General features: G+C 74.9%; 15 protein-coding genes. 3 read left to right on the forward strand and 12 right to left on the reverse strand.

Annotated elements, in window-relative coordinates; genetic code table 11:
• Positions 1-14 precede the first annotated feature (14 nt).
• The gene (locus ACFY1T_RS25190; RefSeq protein ID WP_390790173.1) at positions 15-1,610 is read right to left on the reverse strand and encodes a class I adenylate-forming enzyme family protein; all 1,596 of its coding nucleotides are present in this window, start codon (positions 1,608-1,610) and stop codon (positions 15-17) included.
• Between the two features lie 156 nt (positions 1,611-1,766).
• Here ACFY1T_RS25190 and ACFY1T_RS25195 point away from each other — a divergent pair, with 156 nt between their 5' ends.
• On the forward strand, positions 1,767-2,210 hold the full coding sequence (locus ACFY1T_RS25195) for a nuclear transport factor 2 family protein (protein WP_030870415.1): 444 nt from the start codon (positions 1,767-1,769) through the stop codon (positions 2,208-2,210).
• Between the two features lie 9 nt (positions 2,211-2,219).
• Here ACFY1T_RS25195 and ACFY1T_RS25200 read toward each other — a convergent pair whose 3' ends face one another.
• Positions 2,220-2,558 carry an EF-hand domain-containing protein gene (locus ACFY1T_RS25200; RefSeq protein ID WP_390790174.1) on the reverse strand — a complete coding sequence of 113 codons (339 nt, stop codon included), beginning with the start codon at positions 2,556-2,558 and terminating at the stop codon, positions 2,220-2,222.
• Between the two features lie 102 nt (positions 2,559-2,660).
• Between ACFY1T_RS25200 and ACFY1T_RS25205 the strand changes: the two genes are divergently transcribed.
• Positions 2,661-3,830 (forward strand): serine hydrolase domain-containing protein, encoded by a 1,170-nt coding sequence (locus ACFY1T_RS25205; RefSeq protein ID WP_390790175.1) that lies wholly within the window; start codon positions 2,661-2,663, stop codon positions 3,828-3,830.
• Positions 3,831-3,841: 11 nt separating this feature from the next.
• Here ACFY1T_RS25205 and ACFY1T_RS25210 read toward each other — a convergent pair whose 3' ends face one another.
• The 7 genes from ACFY1T_RS25210 to ACFY1T_RS25240 all read right to left on the reverse strand — a co-directional run bounded on the left by ACFY1T_RS25210 (position 3,842) and on the right by ACFY1T_RS25240 (position 12,186).
• Positions 3,842-6,064: a condensation domain-containing protein gene (locus ACFY1T_RS25210; protein ID WP_390790176.1), complete on the reverse strand. Its 2,223-nt coding sequence runs from the start codon at positions 6,062-6,064 to the stop codon at positions 3,842-3,844.
• Positions 6,065-6,298: 234 nt separating this feature from the next.
• Complete coding sequence (locus ACFY1T_RS25215) at positions 6,299-7,591, reverse strand: FAD-dependent monooxygenase (protein ID WP_390790177.1); 1,293 nt, start codon at positions 7,589-7,591, stop codon at positions 6,299-6,301.
• A gap of 3 nt (positions 7,592-7,594) precedes the next feature.
• A complete protein-coding gene (locus ACFY1T_RS25220) occupies positions 7,595-7,858 on the reverse strand; it encodes an acyl carrier protein (protein ID WP_390790178.1) in 264 nt (87 codons plus the stop codon).
• A 44-nt stretch (positions 7,859-7,902) separates the two neighbouring features.
• Complete coding sequence (locus ACFY1T_RS25225; protein ID WP_390790179.1) at positions 7,903-9,171, reverse strand: ketosynthase chain-length factor; 1,269 nt, start codon at positions 9,169-9,171, stop codon at positions 7,903-7,905.
• Complete coding sequence (locus tag ACFY1T_RS25230) at positions 9,168-10,433, reverse strand: beta-ketoacyl-[acyl-carrier-protein] synthase family protein (protein WP_390790180.1); 1,266 nt, start codon at positions 10,431-10,433, stop codon at positions 9,168-9,170. The genes ACFY1T_RS25225 and ACFY1T_RS25230 overlap by 4 nt, the downstream gene beginning before the upstream one ends.
• Positions 10,430-11,194 (reverse strand): thioesterase II family protein, encoded by a 765-nt coding sequence (locus ACFY1T_RS25235; protein ID WP_390790181.1) that lies wholly within the window; start codon positions 11,192-11,194, stop codon positions 10,430-10,432. Before ACFY1T_RS25235 ends, ACFY1T_RS25230 begins: the two co-directional genes overlap by 4 nt.
• Positions 11,195-11,364: 170 nt before the next feature.
• On the reverse strand, positions 11,365-12,186 hold the full coding sequence (locus ACFY1T_RS25240; RefSeq protein ID WP_390790182.1) for a BTAD domain-containing putative transcriptional regulator: 822 nt from the start codon (positions 12,184-12,186) through the stop codon (positions 11,365-11,367).
• A 211-nt stretch (positions 12,187-12,397) separates the two neighbouring features.
• Here ACFY1T_RS25240 and ACFY1T_RS25245 point away from each other — a divergent pair, with 211 nt between their 5' ends.
• Positions 12,398-13,327 (forward strand): BTAD domain-containing putative transcriptional regulator, encoded by a 930-nt coding sequence (locus ACFY1T_RS25245; protein WP_390790183.1) that lies wholly within the window; start codon positions 12,398-12,400, stop codon positions 13,325-13,327.
• Here the strand turns inward: ACFY1T_RS25245 and ACFY1T_RS25250 are convergent.
• From ACFY1T_RS25250 to ACFY1T_RS25260, 3 genes are all read right to left on the reverse strand, one after another.
• On the reverse strand, positions 13,297-14,211 hold the full coding sequence (locus ACFY1T_RS25250) for an MBL fold metallo-hydrolase (RefSeq protein WP_390790184.1): 915 nt from the start codon (positions 14,209-14,211) through the stop codon (positions 13,297-13,299). The two genes, ACFY1T_RS25245 and ACFY1T_RS25250, sit on opposite strands and share 31 nt — an antisense overlap.
• Before the next feature lie 167 nt (positions 14,212-14,378).
• Positions 14,379-15,200 carry a 4'-phosphopantetheinyl transferase family protein gene (locus ACFY1T_RS25255; protein WP_390790185.1) on the reverse strand — a complete coding sequence of 274 codons (822 nt, stop codon included), beginning with the start codon at positions 15,198-15,200 and terminating at the stop codon, positions 14,379-14,381.
• Positions 15,197-17,029 (reverse strand): polyketide synthase, encoded by a 1,833-nt coding sequence (locus ACFY1T_RS25260; RefSeq protein WP_390790186.1) that lies wholly within the window; start codon positions 17,027-17,029, stop codon positions 15,197-15,199. The genes ACFY1T_RS25255 and ACFY1T_RS25260 overlap by 4 nt, the downstream gene beginning before the upstream one ends.
• Positions 17,030-17,035: the final 6 nt, after the last annotated feature.

Genomic DNA, 17,035 nt, shown 5'->3' on the forward strand with positions numbered 1-17,035 from the left:
GGGGGACGGGCGGGTCACACCGCCGCCGTCTCGGCGGCCGCCCGGCTGCACAGGCTCTGGCGCAGCGCGCGACGTTCGGGCTTGCCGACGTGGTTGCGCGGCACCGCGTCGAGCACCTCGACGCGGCGGATCTGCTCGTGGTCGTCGAGGCGGGCGTTGGCCCGCTCCACGACGGAGTCGAGGACGTCGAGCAGGCCTGGCGCGGTGGGATCGCGCAGCACGATGCCGGTCCACACGAGCGCGCCGTGCACCGGATCGGACCAGCCCGCGACGATGCATTCGGCGACGCGCGGGTCGGCGCCGATGACGTCTTCGACCGCGCTGGGCGAGACGAGCTCGTTGTCGTACTTGAAGACGTCGTCGAGCCGGTCCACCAGGAACAGCACGCCGTCCTCGGCCAGGTATCCGACGTCCCCGGTGGAGAACCAGCCGTCGGCGTCGACCGGCGAGGGGACGCTGTCGTCGAGGTAGCCGGCCATCACCTGCGGCCCGCGGACCTGGACCTCGCCGGTCGCGTAGACGTCGAGCGGGGTGTCCGTGCCCACGGCGACGATGCGGCATTCGGTGCCGGGTACGGCGGGTCCCACCGAGCCGCTCTTGGGGCTGTGCGGGTCCTGGCAGTGGGAGAGCGGGGAGAGTTCGGCCAGCCCGTAGCCCTGGATGACGGGCACGCCGAGGCGGGCGCGCAGGGCCCGGGCGGCGGTGGGGGCCAGGGCGGTGCCGCCGGAGAGCACGGCGGTGAGGCGGCGCCCGGCCGGGAAGTCGTGGGTGAGCCGCTCGTCCCGGGCGAGGCGGTGCAGGCGCGCGGGCAGCCCGTAGTAGTGGGTGGCCTCGGCGCGGGCGGAGGCGGCGAGCGAGGCGACCGGGTCGGGGTCGGTGCACAGCACCTGGCAGGCCCCCGCGTACACGCCCGAGTTGAGGTGCATGGTGTGGTAGAGCGGCAGGTGGTTGAGGGTGACCGAGTCGCTGGCGAGGTCGTGCGCGGCGGCGGTCTGGGCGGCGTTCGCCACCAGGTTGCGGTGGGTGAGCCGGACGCCCTTGGCCGGGCCCGTCGTGCCGGTGGTGAACTGGATGCAGGCGTCGGAGTCCAGGTCGACGGCGCCCGGCAGGTCCCTGCGCTCGGGCGCGCGGGCCAGGACCTCGGCCAGCGGGAGGGCGTCGCCCGGGACCACGCCGTCGGGCGCGTCGGTGACGACGACGGAGCGCAGGTGCGGCAGCCGGTCGCCCATTTTGACGAGGAGTTCGGCGGTGGCCGCCGGTACGAAGGCCACCTCGGCCTCGGCGGTCCGCAGGACGTGGAGCAGGCCCGCCTCCTTGATCAGCGGGTTCACCAGCACCACCGTGTTGCCGCTGCGCACCGTCCCGTAGTAGGCGGCGGCGAAGACGGGGTCGAGGACGTTGGCGACGCCGACCCGGGCCCCGCGCCGGCCGAGGGCGTGCTCCAGGTAGGAGGCGAAGCGGTCGGCCCGGGCGTCGAGCTCCGCGAAGGTCACCGTGGTCGTGAACCCGGCGCCGGTGGCGGTCCGGACCGCGAGGCCGGCCGGGTCGCGGACCGCAGCCCGGCGCAGCAGGCCGTCCAGCGGGAGTTCCGGGTACGCGAATCTCGCCATGGTGCTCTCCTCCTGGCTCCCGACGGGGCGGCCGCGGCTGCGGCGCCGCCCCTGGACCTGTCGGCCCAGCCTGGGCAGCGGCGCTTGAGGAGTCTTCGAAGAGCGCTCGATCTGCGGTGCGGATGCTGTCGGAAACCGACGGAACGGAGTTCCCCCATGACAGCGACGACGACGGCGGCAGTGAGGGAGTTCGGCCTGCTGTACGCGGAAGTCCAGCAGTTCTACTCACGCCAGATGCAGCTCTTCGACTCGTTCGAGGCCGAGCCGTGGGCGCGGACCTTCACCGAGGACGCCGTCTTCGACGTGCCGACGCTGCCCGCGCCGGTGGTCGGGCGCGCCGCCCTCGCCGCGAACGTCCTGCGCAACGCGGAGGTCCACGCCGGCAGCGGCGAGCTCCTGCGGCACTGGCTCGGCATGCTGGACGCGCGGCCGCAGCCCGACGGCACGGTGCACACCCGCAGCTACGCGCTCGTGTACCTGACCCCGCGGGGCGGCGAGCCGAAGGTGCACCGGGTGTGCGTCATGGAGGACGTGCTGGTCCCCGCGCCGGAGGGCTGGCAGGTCGCCCACCGCCTGGTGACGCGCGACGACCTGCCCTGACCGGGACGGCTACTTCAGCAGCGTCCGGAACTCCTCGAAGTCGAGGACCCCGTCGTGGTTCGCGTCGGCCGCCATGGCCTTCTTGACCTCTTCCGCGAGGTGCCCCCGGGCGCCCTCGGCCTTGAACCCCTCCGCCAGTTCGACGATGTTGATCCGCCCGTCGCCGTCCGTGTCGATCTCGTCGAACAGTGCCCTGAGTTCGGCCTCGGTCATGACGTCTTCCCCTCTCGCGTTCACAGGACCCTGAAGGTCCACATGACCCACCACCCTGGCAGATCCCCTGCGTGGACCTCCGCGCCGTACCCCCGAACGGGTGCACCGCCCGCATGTGCCGGGGGTTTTCCCCACCTCGGGCGGGTGGGTGGCGGGATCGTCGCGTCCGGCCGCGTCCGGACATGCTGGGTCCGGCGGAAACCGTTGGATTTCCGATGATTCCAGAGGAGTTGGCCCGTGCGCGCGCAGGAACAGCAGGCGTCTCGTCCCACCGGCCGGCGGCAGCGGGGTGGCCGTCCCCGAGCGGCGAGGGCCGCGGGGGCCCTGGCCGCCGGCCTCCTGGCGATCGGCGCGCCGGCGCCGCCGGCGTTCGCCGCCCCGCGGCCCGACACCCTCCAGCGGGGCCTGGACGCGCTGGTGCGCGACGAGGGCCTGCCCGCCGCGCTGGCGAGCGTCTCCGGCCCCGACGGCCGCACCCGTACGTACACCGCGGGCGTCGGCGACCTGGCCACCGGCGCGAAGGTGCCCACGGACGGCCGGGTGCGGATCGGCAGCAACACCAAGACGTTCACCGCGGTGGTCGTTCTGCAGCTGGTCGGCGAGGGAAGGATCGGCCTCGACGCCCACGTCGAGGACTACCTGCCGGGCCTCGTGCGCGGGGAGGGGATCGACGGCAGCCGCATCACCGTGCGCCAGCTCCTCCAGCAGACGAGCGGACTTCCCGACTACACCCGGGCCGACCTCCGGCCCCGGTACTACGAGCCCCGCGAGCTGGTGGGCTTCGCCCTCCGTTACAAGGCCGATTTCGACCCCGGCGAGCGCTGGGCGTACAGCAATACGAACTACGTACTGGCCGGCCTGATCGTGGAGGCGGTCACCCACCGCCCCCTCGCGCAGGAGATCGACCGGCGCGTCATCCGGCGCATCGGCCTGCACCACACCTACTTCCCCGCCCCCGGTGACGCGACCATCCGCGGAGCACACCCCCGGGGCTACCACCGGGAGGAGCCGGGCGGGCCGCTGAGCGACGTCACGGAGACGGACCCGTCATGGGGCTGGGCGGCCGGCCAGATGGTCTCCACCACCTCCGACCTCGACCGGTTCTTCTCCGAGCTGCTCGCCGGCCACCTCCTCCCGCAGGCCCAGCTCGACCAGATGCGCACCACCGTCCCCGCCGGACACCCCTTCGACTCCCGCGCACGCTACGGACTGGGGCTCGTGAGCACGCCGCTGTCGTGCGGCGGCGTCTCCTGGGGGCACGGCGGCAGCTTCCCCGGGTACGAGACCCGGGTCGGGGTCACCGGCACCGGACGCGCCGTCAGCATCGCGGTGACGGCCAGGCCTTCGGACGGGGCCGCCATGAAGCGTTTCGAGCACCTCGTGGACACGGCCCTCTGCGGCCGCTGACCGCGGCTTCGCTACGACTCGTGGTGGGCGGCGGCCCACAGGGCCCGCGAGAGGTCCCGGGCCGAGGCGGGCCCGCCTTCGGCGCTGCCGCCGATCGACACCAGCGGGGCCCGCCAGCCGTGGGCGCCGATGCGCTCGGCCACCTCGTACGCGATGGCCCCGCCGCCGGAGAAGCAGCCCAGCAGCAGCGGTTCGCCCGCGGCGAGGACCGGCCGCAGCGCCGCGAGGCAGGCCGTGGCGTCGGCCGGGGCATCGAGGGTGACCAGCGCCTGCAGTCCCCGGTGGGCCTGCGCCACCGCCTCGTAGCACTGCGCGGGCGCGTCCGGGGGCGGTACGAGCAGCACCGTCCCGGCGCCGGGGTACGCGGCGGGACGCAGCGTGACCAGCCGGGGCGCCGCCGTGCGCGGTGCGGCCGCCGCGCCCGGCCGGGGCAGGCCTTCGAGCAGCGCCAGCGCGTCGGCGACGGTGGCACGGTGGAGGTCCGCCTCGGGGAGCTCGCGCAGCAGGAGCGCGGTCTGCTCGAGGATCCGGGCCGCGTCGGCGTCGGCGAGGCGGGCCCGGTCGCTGTCGGCGGTCAGGACGAGGCCGCCCGCGCGGTCGTGGCGGGCGGTGAGGGCGAACGGCAGCCCTGTGTGGGCCTCGACGTCCTCCGCCGGGCCCACGCGAACGCCGGCCGCGGCCAGTTCCGCGTCGAGCGGATCGCCGGCGCCTGCCGCCCCCGGGCGGACGGGCACCCGCTCGAAGGTGATCAGCGATTCGGTCTGCGGCGGCTGCGCGGGGGCGCCGCCCCGCTCGGGGATCTGCCCGCGGGCCTGTTCCCGGATCTGCCCGGCGGAGACCCACTCGTACGCGGCGAGGCCCAGCGCCCCGTCCCGGAGGTCGGTCAGCAGCCGGGCGAGCGGGGCCGCCGGGTCCACGTCCACGGACAGCGGGAGCGGGTTGCGGAGCGGGCCGGGCAACCGGTCCGCACCCTCGAGGGATATGCCGCGCCCGGAGACGCTGACGCCGAAGGCGACCGGGACGCTCCCGTCGGCCGCGCCGGGCGAAGCCGCCCGGCGCAGTTGGAGGGCCCAGGCGGCGTGCAGGGCGGTGCTCTCCGCGACTCCGCACGAGGCCGCCCATCCCCGCAGCCGTACCGCCTCGGTGGGGTTGAGCCGCTCCACGGCCCGGCCGTACCCCTCGCCACCGCGCGCGGGTGCCGCAGCGGGTCCCGCAGCCGGAGCCGGTCCGGCGTCCGCCACCGGGGCGTCCGCCGCAAGCGTACGGGCCCCGGCGGGCGGGGCGGCCCGGGTCCAGAACGCGCGGGCCGGGCCCTGGTCGCGGGCGCCCAGCCAGCGCAGGTGGTCGGGCAGCCCCGGGCGGCGCTCGCCGCCCGCGACGCGGCCGTCGGCCGCGTACGCCCGCAGGAAGGCGCGCAGCAGCATGTGCGCGCTCGGGGCGTCGAGCAGGGCCTGGTGGTACGTCAGGACGATCCGGGCGTCGGGGGCGTGGGCTCCGGCCGCCCCCTCGACGCAGCGCACGCGCAGCGGACCGGGCTCCGCGAGGTCGAAGGGCCGCTCCCGCTCGGCGCGGAGCGCGGCGGCCCAGGCGGCCGCGTCGCCGGCCGCGTCGCCGGCCGCGTCGCCGGGCTCGTACGGATCGTGGCGCACGCGCATCCCGGCCCGCTCGTGCACGGTGACGACGGGCCCGCTGCCGCCCCGGCCGGGGCCCGGGGCGAACGCGGCGCGCAGCACGGACTCGCGGTCGCACACCGCCTGCCAGGCTTCGTCGAACCGGTGCCGGTCCAGCGGCCCGTACCAGCGCAGGTGCAGCTGCCCGAGGTGGAGCTGCGACCCGGGCGGTGCGGCCATCGCGTCGAGCAGCACCTCGCGCTGGCGGGCGGAGGCGGGCAGCCCGGCGGCCGCTGCGGCCTGGTGCTCCGCGCGGCCGGGGGGCGGCAGCTGCGGGAGGGCCGCCGGTACGCCCGACCGCCGGCCCGGTCGGCCGTGGCCCGCCGCCGGGTCGGTGAGCAGGTCCGCAAGCCGGCCGGCCAGGCCGGGCCGTTCACCGGTCCGGCAGGTCAGCCGGAGGGTGTGGTGGGTCGCGGTGTGGCGGCTGAGCGTCGGCTCGCAGGGGGCGGCCATGTCGAGTGCACTGGCCAGGAGCAGGGCGTCGAGGGGGCCGAGCAGGTCGAGAGCGAGCGGTGAGCCGGACGCGATGACCACGGTCATGGTTCCGGTTCCGGTTCCGTCCATGCACCCCTCCCTCTCCGTATGCACACCGCAGGAACGCCTCCGAGAAGGGCAGGTCAAGTCCGGGTCAATTTTCAGGCAATATCTGACAAAACAGCAAGCCTCAGTCTCTGAATGTCCTATTCCACATGGAAGTTGGCAAGTTCCATGTGGAACTGCCCCGTTTTCCGGCCGATTCACACGGCCGCCCGAATCAGTCCGGATCGGACCGGATCCGGACGGCCCGCCGGCACACCCCTACAGGGACCGGTTGATGTGCAGCACCGGGAACAGGTCGGTGCGGACCCCCGCCGGATCCTGGCCGTGCGCGACCTTCCGGGCGATCTTCGTCCCGATCGGGGTGCGGGTGACGACGGCCGCCGCCCGCGCCTGCAGGAAGGAGACGGCCGGCCCGCCCTCGCCGAACAGCGTGCGGTCCTGCATCAGCTGCATGCGGTGCACGGCGGCCGCCGCCGGGGCGCGCCGGTCCCGGTAGGGCGCGAGCCGCGCCGCCGTCGGCTCCCCGTCGGCCAGCGCGCGGACGAGTACGGGGTGCAGCGCGGCGGCGTCCTGCAGGGCCAGATTGATGCCCTGGGCACCGATCGGCCCGTGGGTGTGCGCGCTGTCGCCCAGCAGTACGAGTCCGTCGCGCACCCATTCCCCGGCGTGCGAGGCGAACACGTCGAGCAGGGCCAGGTCGGCCATCGAGGTGATCTGCTCGTGCACGAGGTCGGCGTACTGCGGCAGCAACTCGGCCAGTTCCCACCGGATGTCCTCGATGCCGCGCCGTACGACGCCGTGCCAGCCGCCGTGCGGCAGGGTCCAGCCGATCCGCAGCCGGTCGGGGTGGGCGTCGTGGACGAGTACGGCACTGCCCGCCGCGCGGTGCACCCGTACCTGCCCGGTGGCCCGGCCGGGCGCGTGCAGCGAGAACCACACCACGTCGTGGGCCAAGGACTCGCGCCGCCCGGCGTCGATGCCGGCGAGCGCGCGGGTCTTGGAGAACCGGCCGTCGGCGCCGACGACCACCCGGGCGTGCACGGTGACCGGCACCCGGTCGGGGCCGTTGACCACCGCGCCCGTGCAGGGCCTGTCCGGGCGCTTCTGCCGGAGCGCGGCGATCCGGTGCCCTTCGAGCAGGGTGAATCCGGGCAGCTCCCGGCAGGCGGCCAGGAGTTCCTCCAGCAGGTGGGGCTGCGGGAGGGCCAGCAGGTGGTCGTACGGGGCGGACAGCCGCCCGTAGTCGATGTCGAGCACCACCCGCTCCCGCTCCAGCACCTGGAACCCGCTCAGGCGGGCCGCACCGCGGGCCGCCGCCCCGGCCAGGACGCCGAGCTCGTCGAGGATCCGCTGGCCGCCCGGCTGGAGGATCTCGCCGTGGAACTCGCGGCGGAACGCGGTGGAGCGCTCCACCAGGGTCACGCGGACGCCGGAGCGCAGCAGCATGAGCGTCAGGGCCAGCCCGGCGGGTCCGGCGCCGATGACGCAGACGTCGGTGTCGACGGTGGCGCCCGCGTCGGTGGTGCGGGTGGTGCGGGTCTCCTGGATCACGGATCAGACCACGGCCCGGGCGGAGAGCACCTCGTTGACCATGGCGAGGTAGCGGCGCGGGGTGTCGGCGTCGTCGAGGGCCTCCTCGTCGAGGAGCACGTCGTACTCGCGCTCGATGTACCCGGTGGTCTGCAGGACGGCGAGCGAGTCGTAGCCCAGCTCGAACCAGTTCAGGTCCATGACGTCGCCGTCGAGGTCGACGCCCTCCTCCTCGCCCGCGCACTCGCGCAGGATGCGCTTCAGGTCGTCGAGTTCCAGCCGGTCCATGGTCTCCCTCTTGTTCTGGTGGGTGGTTCGGGGACGGATACGGGTCAGGCGTCCGGGGCCCGTACGACGACGGCGGAGTTGAACCCGCCGCGGCCGCGGGCCAGGACCAGCGCGGTCCGCAGCGGCAGCCCGAGGGCCGGGCTGGGCGCGCCGGTGACCAGGTCCAGCAGGTACTCCGCGGCCGGGAGCTCGGTCCCGGTGGTCGGCGGGATCATCTGGTCGCGCAGGGTGAGCAGGGCGGCCGCCACGTCGAGGGCCGCGCCTCCGGCGGCGAGCCGCCCGGTCATCGACTTGGGCGCGGTGACGGGCACCCCGTACGGGCCGAACAGGGCGGTGATGGCCTCGGCTTCGGCGCGGTCGGCTTCGCGTTCGCCGGCCGCGTCGGCGAAGACGACGTCGATCTCGTCGGGGTGCACGCCCGCGTCGGCCAGCGCCAGTTCGGCGGCCGCGCCGAGCCGGGAGGTCCCGTCGGCGTCGAAGGTGGCGGCGTGCCCGGCGACCGCGCCGTAGACGCGCGCTCCGCGCCGGCGGGCCTCCTCGGCGCCCTCCAGGACCAGGAGCGCCCCGCCCTCTCCCGCGACGTGACCGCTCGCGTCCTCGGCGAACGGGAGGTAGGCGCGGGCCGGGTCCTCCCGGTCGGTGAGCCCGCCGCCGGCCAGGTAGGCGGCCCAGCCCCAGGAGCACAGGGCGGAGTCGATGCCCCCGGTGACGACGAGCTCGGCGCCCTTGCGGATCTGGCGGCGGGCGTGGGCCATCGCGTCGAGGCCGCCGGCCTGCTCGGAGACGATCACTCCGGAGGCGCCGCGCAGACCGTGCCGGATGGAGATCTGGCCGCTGTTGACGGCGTAGAACCAGGCGAACGACTGGTACGCGGAGACGTGCTGGCCGCCCTTGCTCCACAGCGCCTGGAGCTCCTGCTGGCCGAACTCGAAGCCGCCGAAGGAGTTGGCGGTGACCACGCCCGCTGCGTGCTCGGGCAGCTGCGCGGGATCGGCCCCGGCGTCGTCGAGCGCCTCCTTCGCGGCGGCGAGCGAGAGCCGGGTGACCCGGTCGGTCTGCGGCATCAGCCGGCTGGAGACGTGCTCCGCGTCGACGAACCCGGGCACCTCCCCGGCCAGCTTCGCCGGGTAGCCGCTCGCGTCGAACCGGCTGACGGGCCGGATGCCGGAGCGGCCGCGCAGCACGGCGGACCACCAGGCCTCGGTGCCGAGCCCGTTGGGCGCGGCGACCCCGATGCCGGTGACGACGGGGGCGGCGGTACGGGAGGGCGCCGGGGAGGCGGTGACGACGGGGGCGGCGAGAACGGTGGTCATCGGTCCGCCTTCGGGCTCGGGCTGGTCAGGATCATCGCGCTCTGGAACCCGCCGAAGCCGCTGCCGACGGTCAGGACGGCGTCGGTGCGCTGCCGGCGGGCGGTCAGCGGGGTGTAGTCGAGGTCGCAGGCCGGGTCGGGCTCGTGCAGGTTCGCCGTCGGCGGGACGGTGTCGTGCTCGATGGCGAGCGCGCAGGCGGCCACTTCGAGGGCGCCGATCGCGCCGAGCGAGTGCCCGATCATCGACTTGATCGAGCTGACGGGGACCTCGTACGCCCGCTGCCCCAGGCTCCGCTTGAACGCCTCGGTCTCGTGCTTGTCGTTCTGCTTGGTGCCGGAGCCGTGCGCGTTGATGTAGTCGATGTCCCCGGGCACCAGTTCCGCCTCGGCCAGCGCGGCCGTGATGGCGGCGGCCATCTCGATGCCGTCGGGCCGCAGTCCGGTCATGTGGTAGGCGTTGCTGCGCGAGGCGAAGCCCGAGATCTCGGCGTACATGTGCGCGCCGCGGGCGCGGGCGTGCTCGTACTCCTCGATGACGAGGACGGCCGAGCCCTCCCCCAGGACGAACCCGTTGCGGGTCCGGTCGAAGGGCCGCGAGGCGGTCTCCGGCTCGTCGTTGCGGGTGGAGGTGGCGCGGATGGCGTCGAAGCAGGCCGCGGTGATCGGCGTGATGGGCGCCTCGGCCGCGCCGGTGACCATCACGTCGGCGCTGCCCTCGCGGACGAGGTCGACGGCGTGGCCGATCGCGTCGAGGCCGGAGGTGCAGCCGGTGGACACCAGCGCGACGGGCCCCTGGGCGCCGACGGTGCGGGCCACCTCGGCCGCCATCGAGCTCGGGACGAAGTAGTCGTAGAGGTGGGGTACGGCCTTGGTGTGGTCGACGAGCGTACGGGTGCCCTGCTCGCTGACGACCCCGTACTCGGCGTCGAGTCCGGTGGTGCAGCCGAGCGCGCTGCCGAGGGTGACCCCGGTGCGCGTGGCGTCGTACGAGCCGGCCAGGCCGCTGTCGGCGAGGGCCTCGCGGGCGCTGACGACGGCGAACTGGGCGGCCCGGTCCAGGCGGCCGGCCTGCTCGTCGGTGAGCCCGGACTCCCGGGGGTCGAAGTCGGCCTCGGCGGCGATCCGGGAGCGGAAGCCGGAGGCGTCGAAGAGGGTGATGGCGCGGGTGGCCGTACGGCCGTCGGTCAGCAGCGACCAGAATTCCTTGGTACCCGGGCGGCCCGGGGCCACGACCCCGATGCCCGTGATGACGACGCGTCTCATCGCCCGTCCCCCTGTTCTGTCCGGTGTGGGCGCAGCACGATGCGGGCGGCCCGGCCGAGCATCCGGGGCAGTTCGCCGCCCCGGACGAAGAAGTGGCCGCCGGGTACGGTCCTGCGCACCAGCCGGCCGGTGGTCCAGCGCTGCCAGCCCGCGGCGGCCTCGGCGCCGACGAGCGGGTCCTCGCTGCCGGTGACCGCGAGCAGCGGTACGGGCACGGGGCCGGGCGAGGTGGGCGCGACCGCGGCGGCCCGCAGGTTGCGGGCGAGGCGGAGGTCGGCGCGGAGCACGGGGAAGACGGACCGGAACCACACGTCCCCGGGCCGCACGCCCGGCGGCAGCGCGTCGAACCGGTCCAGGACGCCCAGCAGTTCCTCGTCCGGCAGTTCGGCGGAGTTCGCGAGGGCGGCCGGCAGGTCCGGCGGCGGGCTGGCCCCGACGGCCAGCAGCGCCGGCATCGCCAGCCCGTACTCCAGCGCGGCGTGGGCGACCGTGAGGGCGACCGTCGCGCCGAGGCTGTGCCCGTAGAGGACGTAGGGGGCGGCGGGCTCGTCGGCGATCTGCTCGAAGAGCGGCTTGAGATCGGACAGGAGCTCGTCGCGGGTGGTCAGCCGGACCTCGCGGCGCCGCTCGTCGCGCCCGGGCAGCAGCCAGGGCGTGGTCCTCACCCCGCTTCCGGCGAGCTTGTCCCACCGGTAGAACGAGGACACTCCGGCCCCCGCATGTGCGAAACAGTGCAGCCGCACGGCCCGTACGTCGCCCATCGCCACCTCCCAGGAACCGCACCTCGTAGGCCTCGACATTCACCGACCGCGCTTGAGACCGGCTCGAATCGGTGTGTACGGGTCCGGGACGCGATGCGGACGGGTGGCGGCGCGGAGCGGGGCGGGGCAGGTCAGCTGCGGCCGAGGGCGCCCGCGGCACCCCCGGCCGACTAGGCCGCGTACAGGTCGAAGGTCGACCCCCGGCGCGGCCCCGCCACCACGTCCAGCGCCGGATCCACCGTCAGCATCGCCTGGTGCAGGCGCTGCAGCTGCGGGGACGGTTCCACCCCGAGTTCGTCGATCAGGCGGTTGCGCAGCCTGCGGTAGACGTCCAGGGCGGTGGCCTGGCGACCGGAGCGGTACAGCGCGACCATGGCCTGCGAGTGCAGGCCCTCGTGCTGCGGGTGCCGGGCGATCAGCTCGGTCAGCTCGGCGATGACCTCGACGTGGCGGCCGAGGCGCAGGTCCGCGTCGATGCGCCGCTCGACGGTCACGAGCCGGCTCTCCTCCAGGCGCATGACCTCGATCTCGAGGATCGGTCCCACGCGCACGTCGACCAGCGCCGGGCCGTTCCACAGTCGCAGCGCCCTGCGCAGCAGGTCGGACGCGGCCTCGTCGTCCCCCTCCTCGTACGCGTGCTGTCCGCCCGCCACGAGGGTCTCGTACTCGTGGACGTCGACCGCGTCCGGCGGGATCTGCAGCAGGTAGCCGCCGTGCCGGGTCGCGAGGACGTCCTTGGCGCTGCCCGGCACGCCCGGCCCCATGGCGGTGCCGAGTCTGCGGCGCAGCTGCAGGATGTAGGTCTGCAGCGTGGTGAGCGCGCTCTGCGGGAGGTCGGTGCCCCAGATCTCCTCCATGAGGGTCTGTACGGGCATCACCCGCCCCGGATAGAGCGACAGCAGCGCCAGGATCTGGCGCGGCTTGCCAGCCGTCGGAACAATCGAGCCCCCGTTGACCTCGGCACTCAACGGACCCAGAACCTGAATCTTCACGGTCTCCTCCGTATTTCGTCGAGTTCCCATCGATTTTCAGCCTTCGACTTCCGCACCGTAGCGCCGCCCGGTAGACGGTCCCGGAATTCTTGAGTGGCTGTCGAGCCGCCCTCCGCCCCCGATATTTGCATGGAGAAAGCAAGCTGGTAGCTTCCGCTCAGGGCATTCAACCGGCATAGGGCCATTTCCGCCGGGAGGGGGAACCGGCACCATGGGCGACGACACCGAAATGGACTTCCGCATCCTGGGCCCGGTGGAGGTACTCGACCGCCGCAGCGGGGCGTACGTCGCGCCGTCCGGAGCCAAACAGCGTGCGCTGCTGGGCGCTCTGGTGGTCCGGGCCGGCCAGGTGCTGCCGGCCGAGCGGCTCGTCCACGAACTGTGGGGCGAGCGCCCGCCGGTGAGCGCGGCCAACGCCCTGCACGCCCACGTGGCCCGCCTGCGCCGGCTGCTGCAGCGCGCGGGCGCCACCGGCGCGATAACCACCCACGCCATGGGCTACGCGCTGGCGCGGGTCCCGGCCGGTACGGACGCCCACCACTTCCACCAGCTGTCCTCCCGGGGCCGCGGGATGCTCGCCACCGACCCGGTCCGCGCGGCGGAACTCCTCGGCGACGCCCTCGCCCTGTGGCGCGGTCAGGCACTGGAGGGCAGCGGGCAGGGATCCGTCTGCGCGACGGAGGCCGAGCGGCTGGAAGAGCTGCGGCTGACCACGCTGGAGACCCTCTACGACGCACATCTGCGCAGCGGCCGGCACGCCGAGGCCGCCCCGGAGCTGGAACGGCTCACGGCCCGCCACACGGTGCGCGAACGGCTCTACGACCTGCACATGCTGGCCTTGTACCGGTGCGGCCGCCAGACGGAGGCCCTCGGCGTGTACGAGCGCGCCCGCCGCCACCTGGTGGACGGACTCGGCGTGGAACCCGGCCCGGCCCTGCGCGACCGCATGGCGGCGATCCTCCACCACTCCCCGTCCCTGACGGCGCCGGACCCGGAGGCCTCGCTCGCCGAGCTGGGCGGGGCGATCGCCCGCCTGGGTGCGAGGATCGAGGAACTGGCGAGGGAGCAGAAGACGCTCATCGACCGCCTGAACAGCCTGGCCCCGGGCGCTCAGGCGTGGCAGGCGGGCGGCCGTCCGTGAAAGACGGCCATCTCTGCGAACAGACTCCCGACGTCCAGGGGGGACCCCTCGGGCAGCCGCCCCTCGGCTTCGACGTAGCCGCGATGGAGATTGGGCAGGAGCCGCTCGGAGTCGAGCAGTTCGGCGTACGGGCCCAGGTCGGTGGCGCGCGCCAGCTCCAGCGGGCTCACCCCGGCCGCGACGCCCTCCCGGGCCAGACCCCGGACCCAGCGCAGGTAGTCCGCGTTGGCATCGAACAACTCGGGTCCCCCGACGGGCCCGTGGCCGGGGACCACGGTCGTGGCACCGAGCTCCGCCAACCGCTGCAGCGCCCGCAGTGAACCCGAGACGGACCCCATGACGCAGAACGGTGTGACCCCGTTCATGACCAGGTCGCCGGTGAACAGCACGCGCTGGTCGGGCAGCCATACGACGGTGTCGTCGGTCGTGTGGGCGGCCGGGCCGATGTGGATGAGCTCGGCCCGGACGTCGCCCACGTGGAGCGTCGTGGCGTCCCGGAAGGTCAGCTCGGGGGGCCGGACCTCGATGTCCCCCCAGCACACCCCGGGCCACAGCCCGGCCATGTGCAGCCCGGCCGCCCGGACCATGGCCCGGGTCCGCTCGTGCCCGATGGTGAGCGCTTCGGGAAAGAGGAAGTTCCCGTAGGTGTGGTCGCCGTGGAAATGCGTGTTGACGAGGGCCCGGGGAGCGCGTCCCGCCACCCGCAGCGCGGCCGCCCGCAGTTCCCGGGCCCGCCGCTCGGTGGCCACGGTGTCCACGAGCGCGCTGGACCCGCCGTCGCTGATGATCCCCGCGTTGTTCAGGCACCACCCGCCCTCGGGCTGCACATAGGCGTATACGCCGTCCCCGACCTCAAGAACGCCCCGCTCCCCGCCCACGCGCACCTCTCAAAACCTGCTGAACAACGGATCTCAAATCATCCGCTGCCCCGCTCGATTCCCGCTGGATTTCCGATCCCCGCCCGCACCGGCGATTTCCGGAAACCCTTTTCTCCGCCGACCGGTATCCGGGGCGGAGCGGCCTTTTCCGACGCGGCCGGGGAAACGGGGCCTCAGACGCCGGCGGGGGCGGGCAGGACCAGGCGGCGGGGGGCTGCGCGGCCCCAGGGGAAGCCGTGGTGGAGGTGGACGGCCGGGACGCGCTCGTCGTCGACCTCGACCGCCACCGCCGCCAGTACCTCCGGTACCGGCTCCACCTCCAGGAACCGCCACCGCCCCGCCGAGTCATCGGCCGGAGGCCGGAACGACAGCACTCCCCGGTCCTCGGCCAGGGCGAACGCGAACGAGTCGAACGGCAGCCCCAGCCCCAGCCCCCGCGCCTTCGAGTACGCCTCCTTCAGCGTCCACAGCCTCAGCGCACGCCGGTCCCGCGGCCGCCCGGGCGCGGCACTGGCGATCCAGTCCTGCTCCTCACCGGAGAACGTCGCGATGATGCTGTCCAGTCCGCGCTCGCCCCGGTCCAGCCGCTCCACGTCCACGCCGATCCGCAGCCCCCGGGAAACCCCCAGCAGGTTGTACGCGTTGGCGTGCGAGAGGTTGAAGTCCAGCGCGTCGGCCCCCCGCGGCAGCCCCCCGGCCGGCGTCTGCAGGAACGGCCGCCCGCGCGAGGACCGCCAGATGATCGCCTCGGCCTCCGGAATACCGGTCTCCAGCGCGAGCACCCGCCGCACCAGGGCGTGCGCGACGAGGTACTGCCGTCGGTCGCGTTCGAACAGGAACCGGCCCGCCACCTCCTGCTCGTTCTCGTCCAGCCAGTACGAGGCCAGCGTCGCGGCGATGCCCGGCGCCAGGTCCTCGTTGGGGCAGAACCACAGGTTCACCGGGGCCGGCTCGTGCTCCCCCGGCCCCGCGGGGTCGATCGGCGGCGTCGTCATGCCGGGCCCTCCTCGCCACCCAGCCACAGCGGAACGCGCAGGAACGCGGACGGGGGCAGCGGCAACGGCTCCTCGGGCCCGGCCGACGGCTCCAGTGCGGCCCAGTCGACGTCCAGCCCGGACAGCCACAGCCCCCGCAGCTGGTGCACGTGCCCGGCCCGCCAGAGCGCCGCCAGGTACCCGTCCGTCTCCGGTACGGCGCCCAGCCCCAGCGGGTCGGCCCCGCCGCCCCGCAGATCGGCGCAGGGCGCCCCGCCCCGTACGAACTCCTCCAGGACCCGCAGCAGGTCTCCGGTGTCCCCGACGACGGCCGCGAAACGGCAGTCCATGGCGGCCCGGCCGGTCCGCAGGGCGCGGGCGAGGCGGCCGAGCGGCGGCACCGGCCCGGGCCCGTCCAGCATCTCGGCGAACCGCCGTGCGGTGGCCGCGAGATGGGCGGGGGTCGGGGCGGACAGCAGGAAGAGCTCGGGACCCGCGCCATCGTGGTCCGGGACCGCGCGCGGCGCGGCGGCGGCCGGCAGGTGCTCTTCCAGCACCACCTCCGCGTCCACACCCCCCGCGCCCCGCACCCCGACGCAGATCCGCCGCGGCCCGCGCCCCTCGCTCTCCCAGGGCTGCGCCTCCGCGCGCCCGGCGCCGGGCACGAGGACCCGGTGCCCCAGCTGCAGCACGGCCCGCGTCAGCACCGCGGCCCCGGTGGCAGCCCCCGCATCCCCCACGAGATCCCGCACGGCCGCGGCGTCCTCGCGGACGACGCCGTCCACCCCGCCCACACCCGCGATCCGCAACGCCTCCCGCAGCACCCGCCCGGCCGAAGCCTGCGGGTGCCCGGCCGAAGAGCCCGTACGGGCACCCGCGGCCCGGGACGCGCGGCCCGGGCCGGCTGCCGTGGGGTCGGGTGCGGTGTGGCCGACGGCGGTGCCGCGAACCAGGCAGTGGACGGCGTCCCCGTCGGCCAGCGCCCGCGCCAGCGGCTTGAGCAGCAGCGCGCCCACGCCCTCGCCCGCGCCGGGGTGCCGGCTGGAGGGGTGCAGCAGCAGCCGTGCGCCGCCGACGAGCGCGGCGGCGCACTCGCCGCCGCGCAGGGCGGCGACGGCGAGGTGGAGGGCCACGAGCACCGAGGACTCCGCGGTGTCCACCGCCTGGCTGGGGCCGGTCAGACCGAGCAGGGCGGAGAGCCGGTTGGGCAGGCTCCACTGGCCGCCCCGCGGCATCGGCCGGGACCGCTCGCGCCGCCATGTCCGGGCGGCGAGCAGCGCGTAGTCACCGGGCCCGGCGCCGGTGAACACCCCGACGCTGCGCGGGGTCCCGTCGGCGGCGGTCAGGGCGTCGAGCCGGCCGCCGGTGCAGCCGGCGTCCTCGAGGGCCTCCCACGCGGTCTCCAGGAACAGCCGCTCCTGGGGGTCCATCAGGGCGGCTTCGTGCGCGTCGATCCCGAAGAACTCCGGGTCGAAGTCCTGCACGCGCTCCAGGTAGTGACCGAGCTCGTCCCCGGGCCGACCGGCCGGCGGGGTCGAGGCGCTGTCGTACCCGCCGCGCGCCCGCCGCCAGAACGCGGCCAGGTCGGGCGCCCCCGGATACCGCCCGGCCATCCCGACGACGGCGACGGGCTCGGCCACCGGTTGCCCGTCCCGCCCGGAGACCCCCTCGGTGTCCGGCCGCCGCCCGGGAGCCTGCGGCTCGGCCGTGGCGGAGGGCTCCGGCCGGAGGTCCGGCAGTGCGAGGACGACGGGTCCCGTCCCGGCGCCGGCGCCGGTCAGCAGCGCGGCGACCTGGGCCCGGTCCAGATGGCCGTTCTTGAACCGGGTCAGGACTTCCTTCTCGTCCATCTGGAC

Origin of the sequence: Streptomyces sp. NPDC001194, assembly GCF_042896985.1 — a bacterium.
GTDB lineage: Bacteria > Actinomycetota > Actinomycetes > Streptomycetales > Streptomycetaceae > Streptomyces.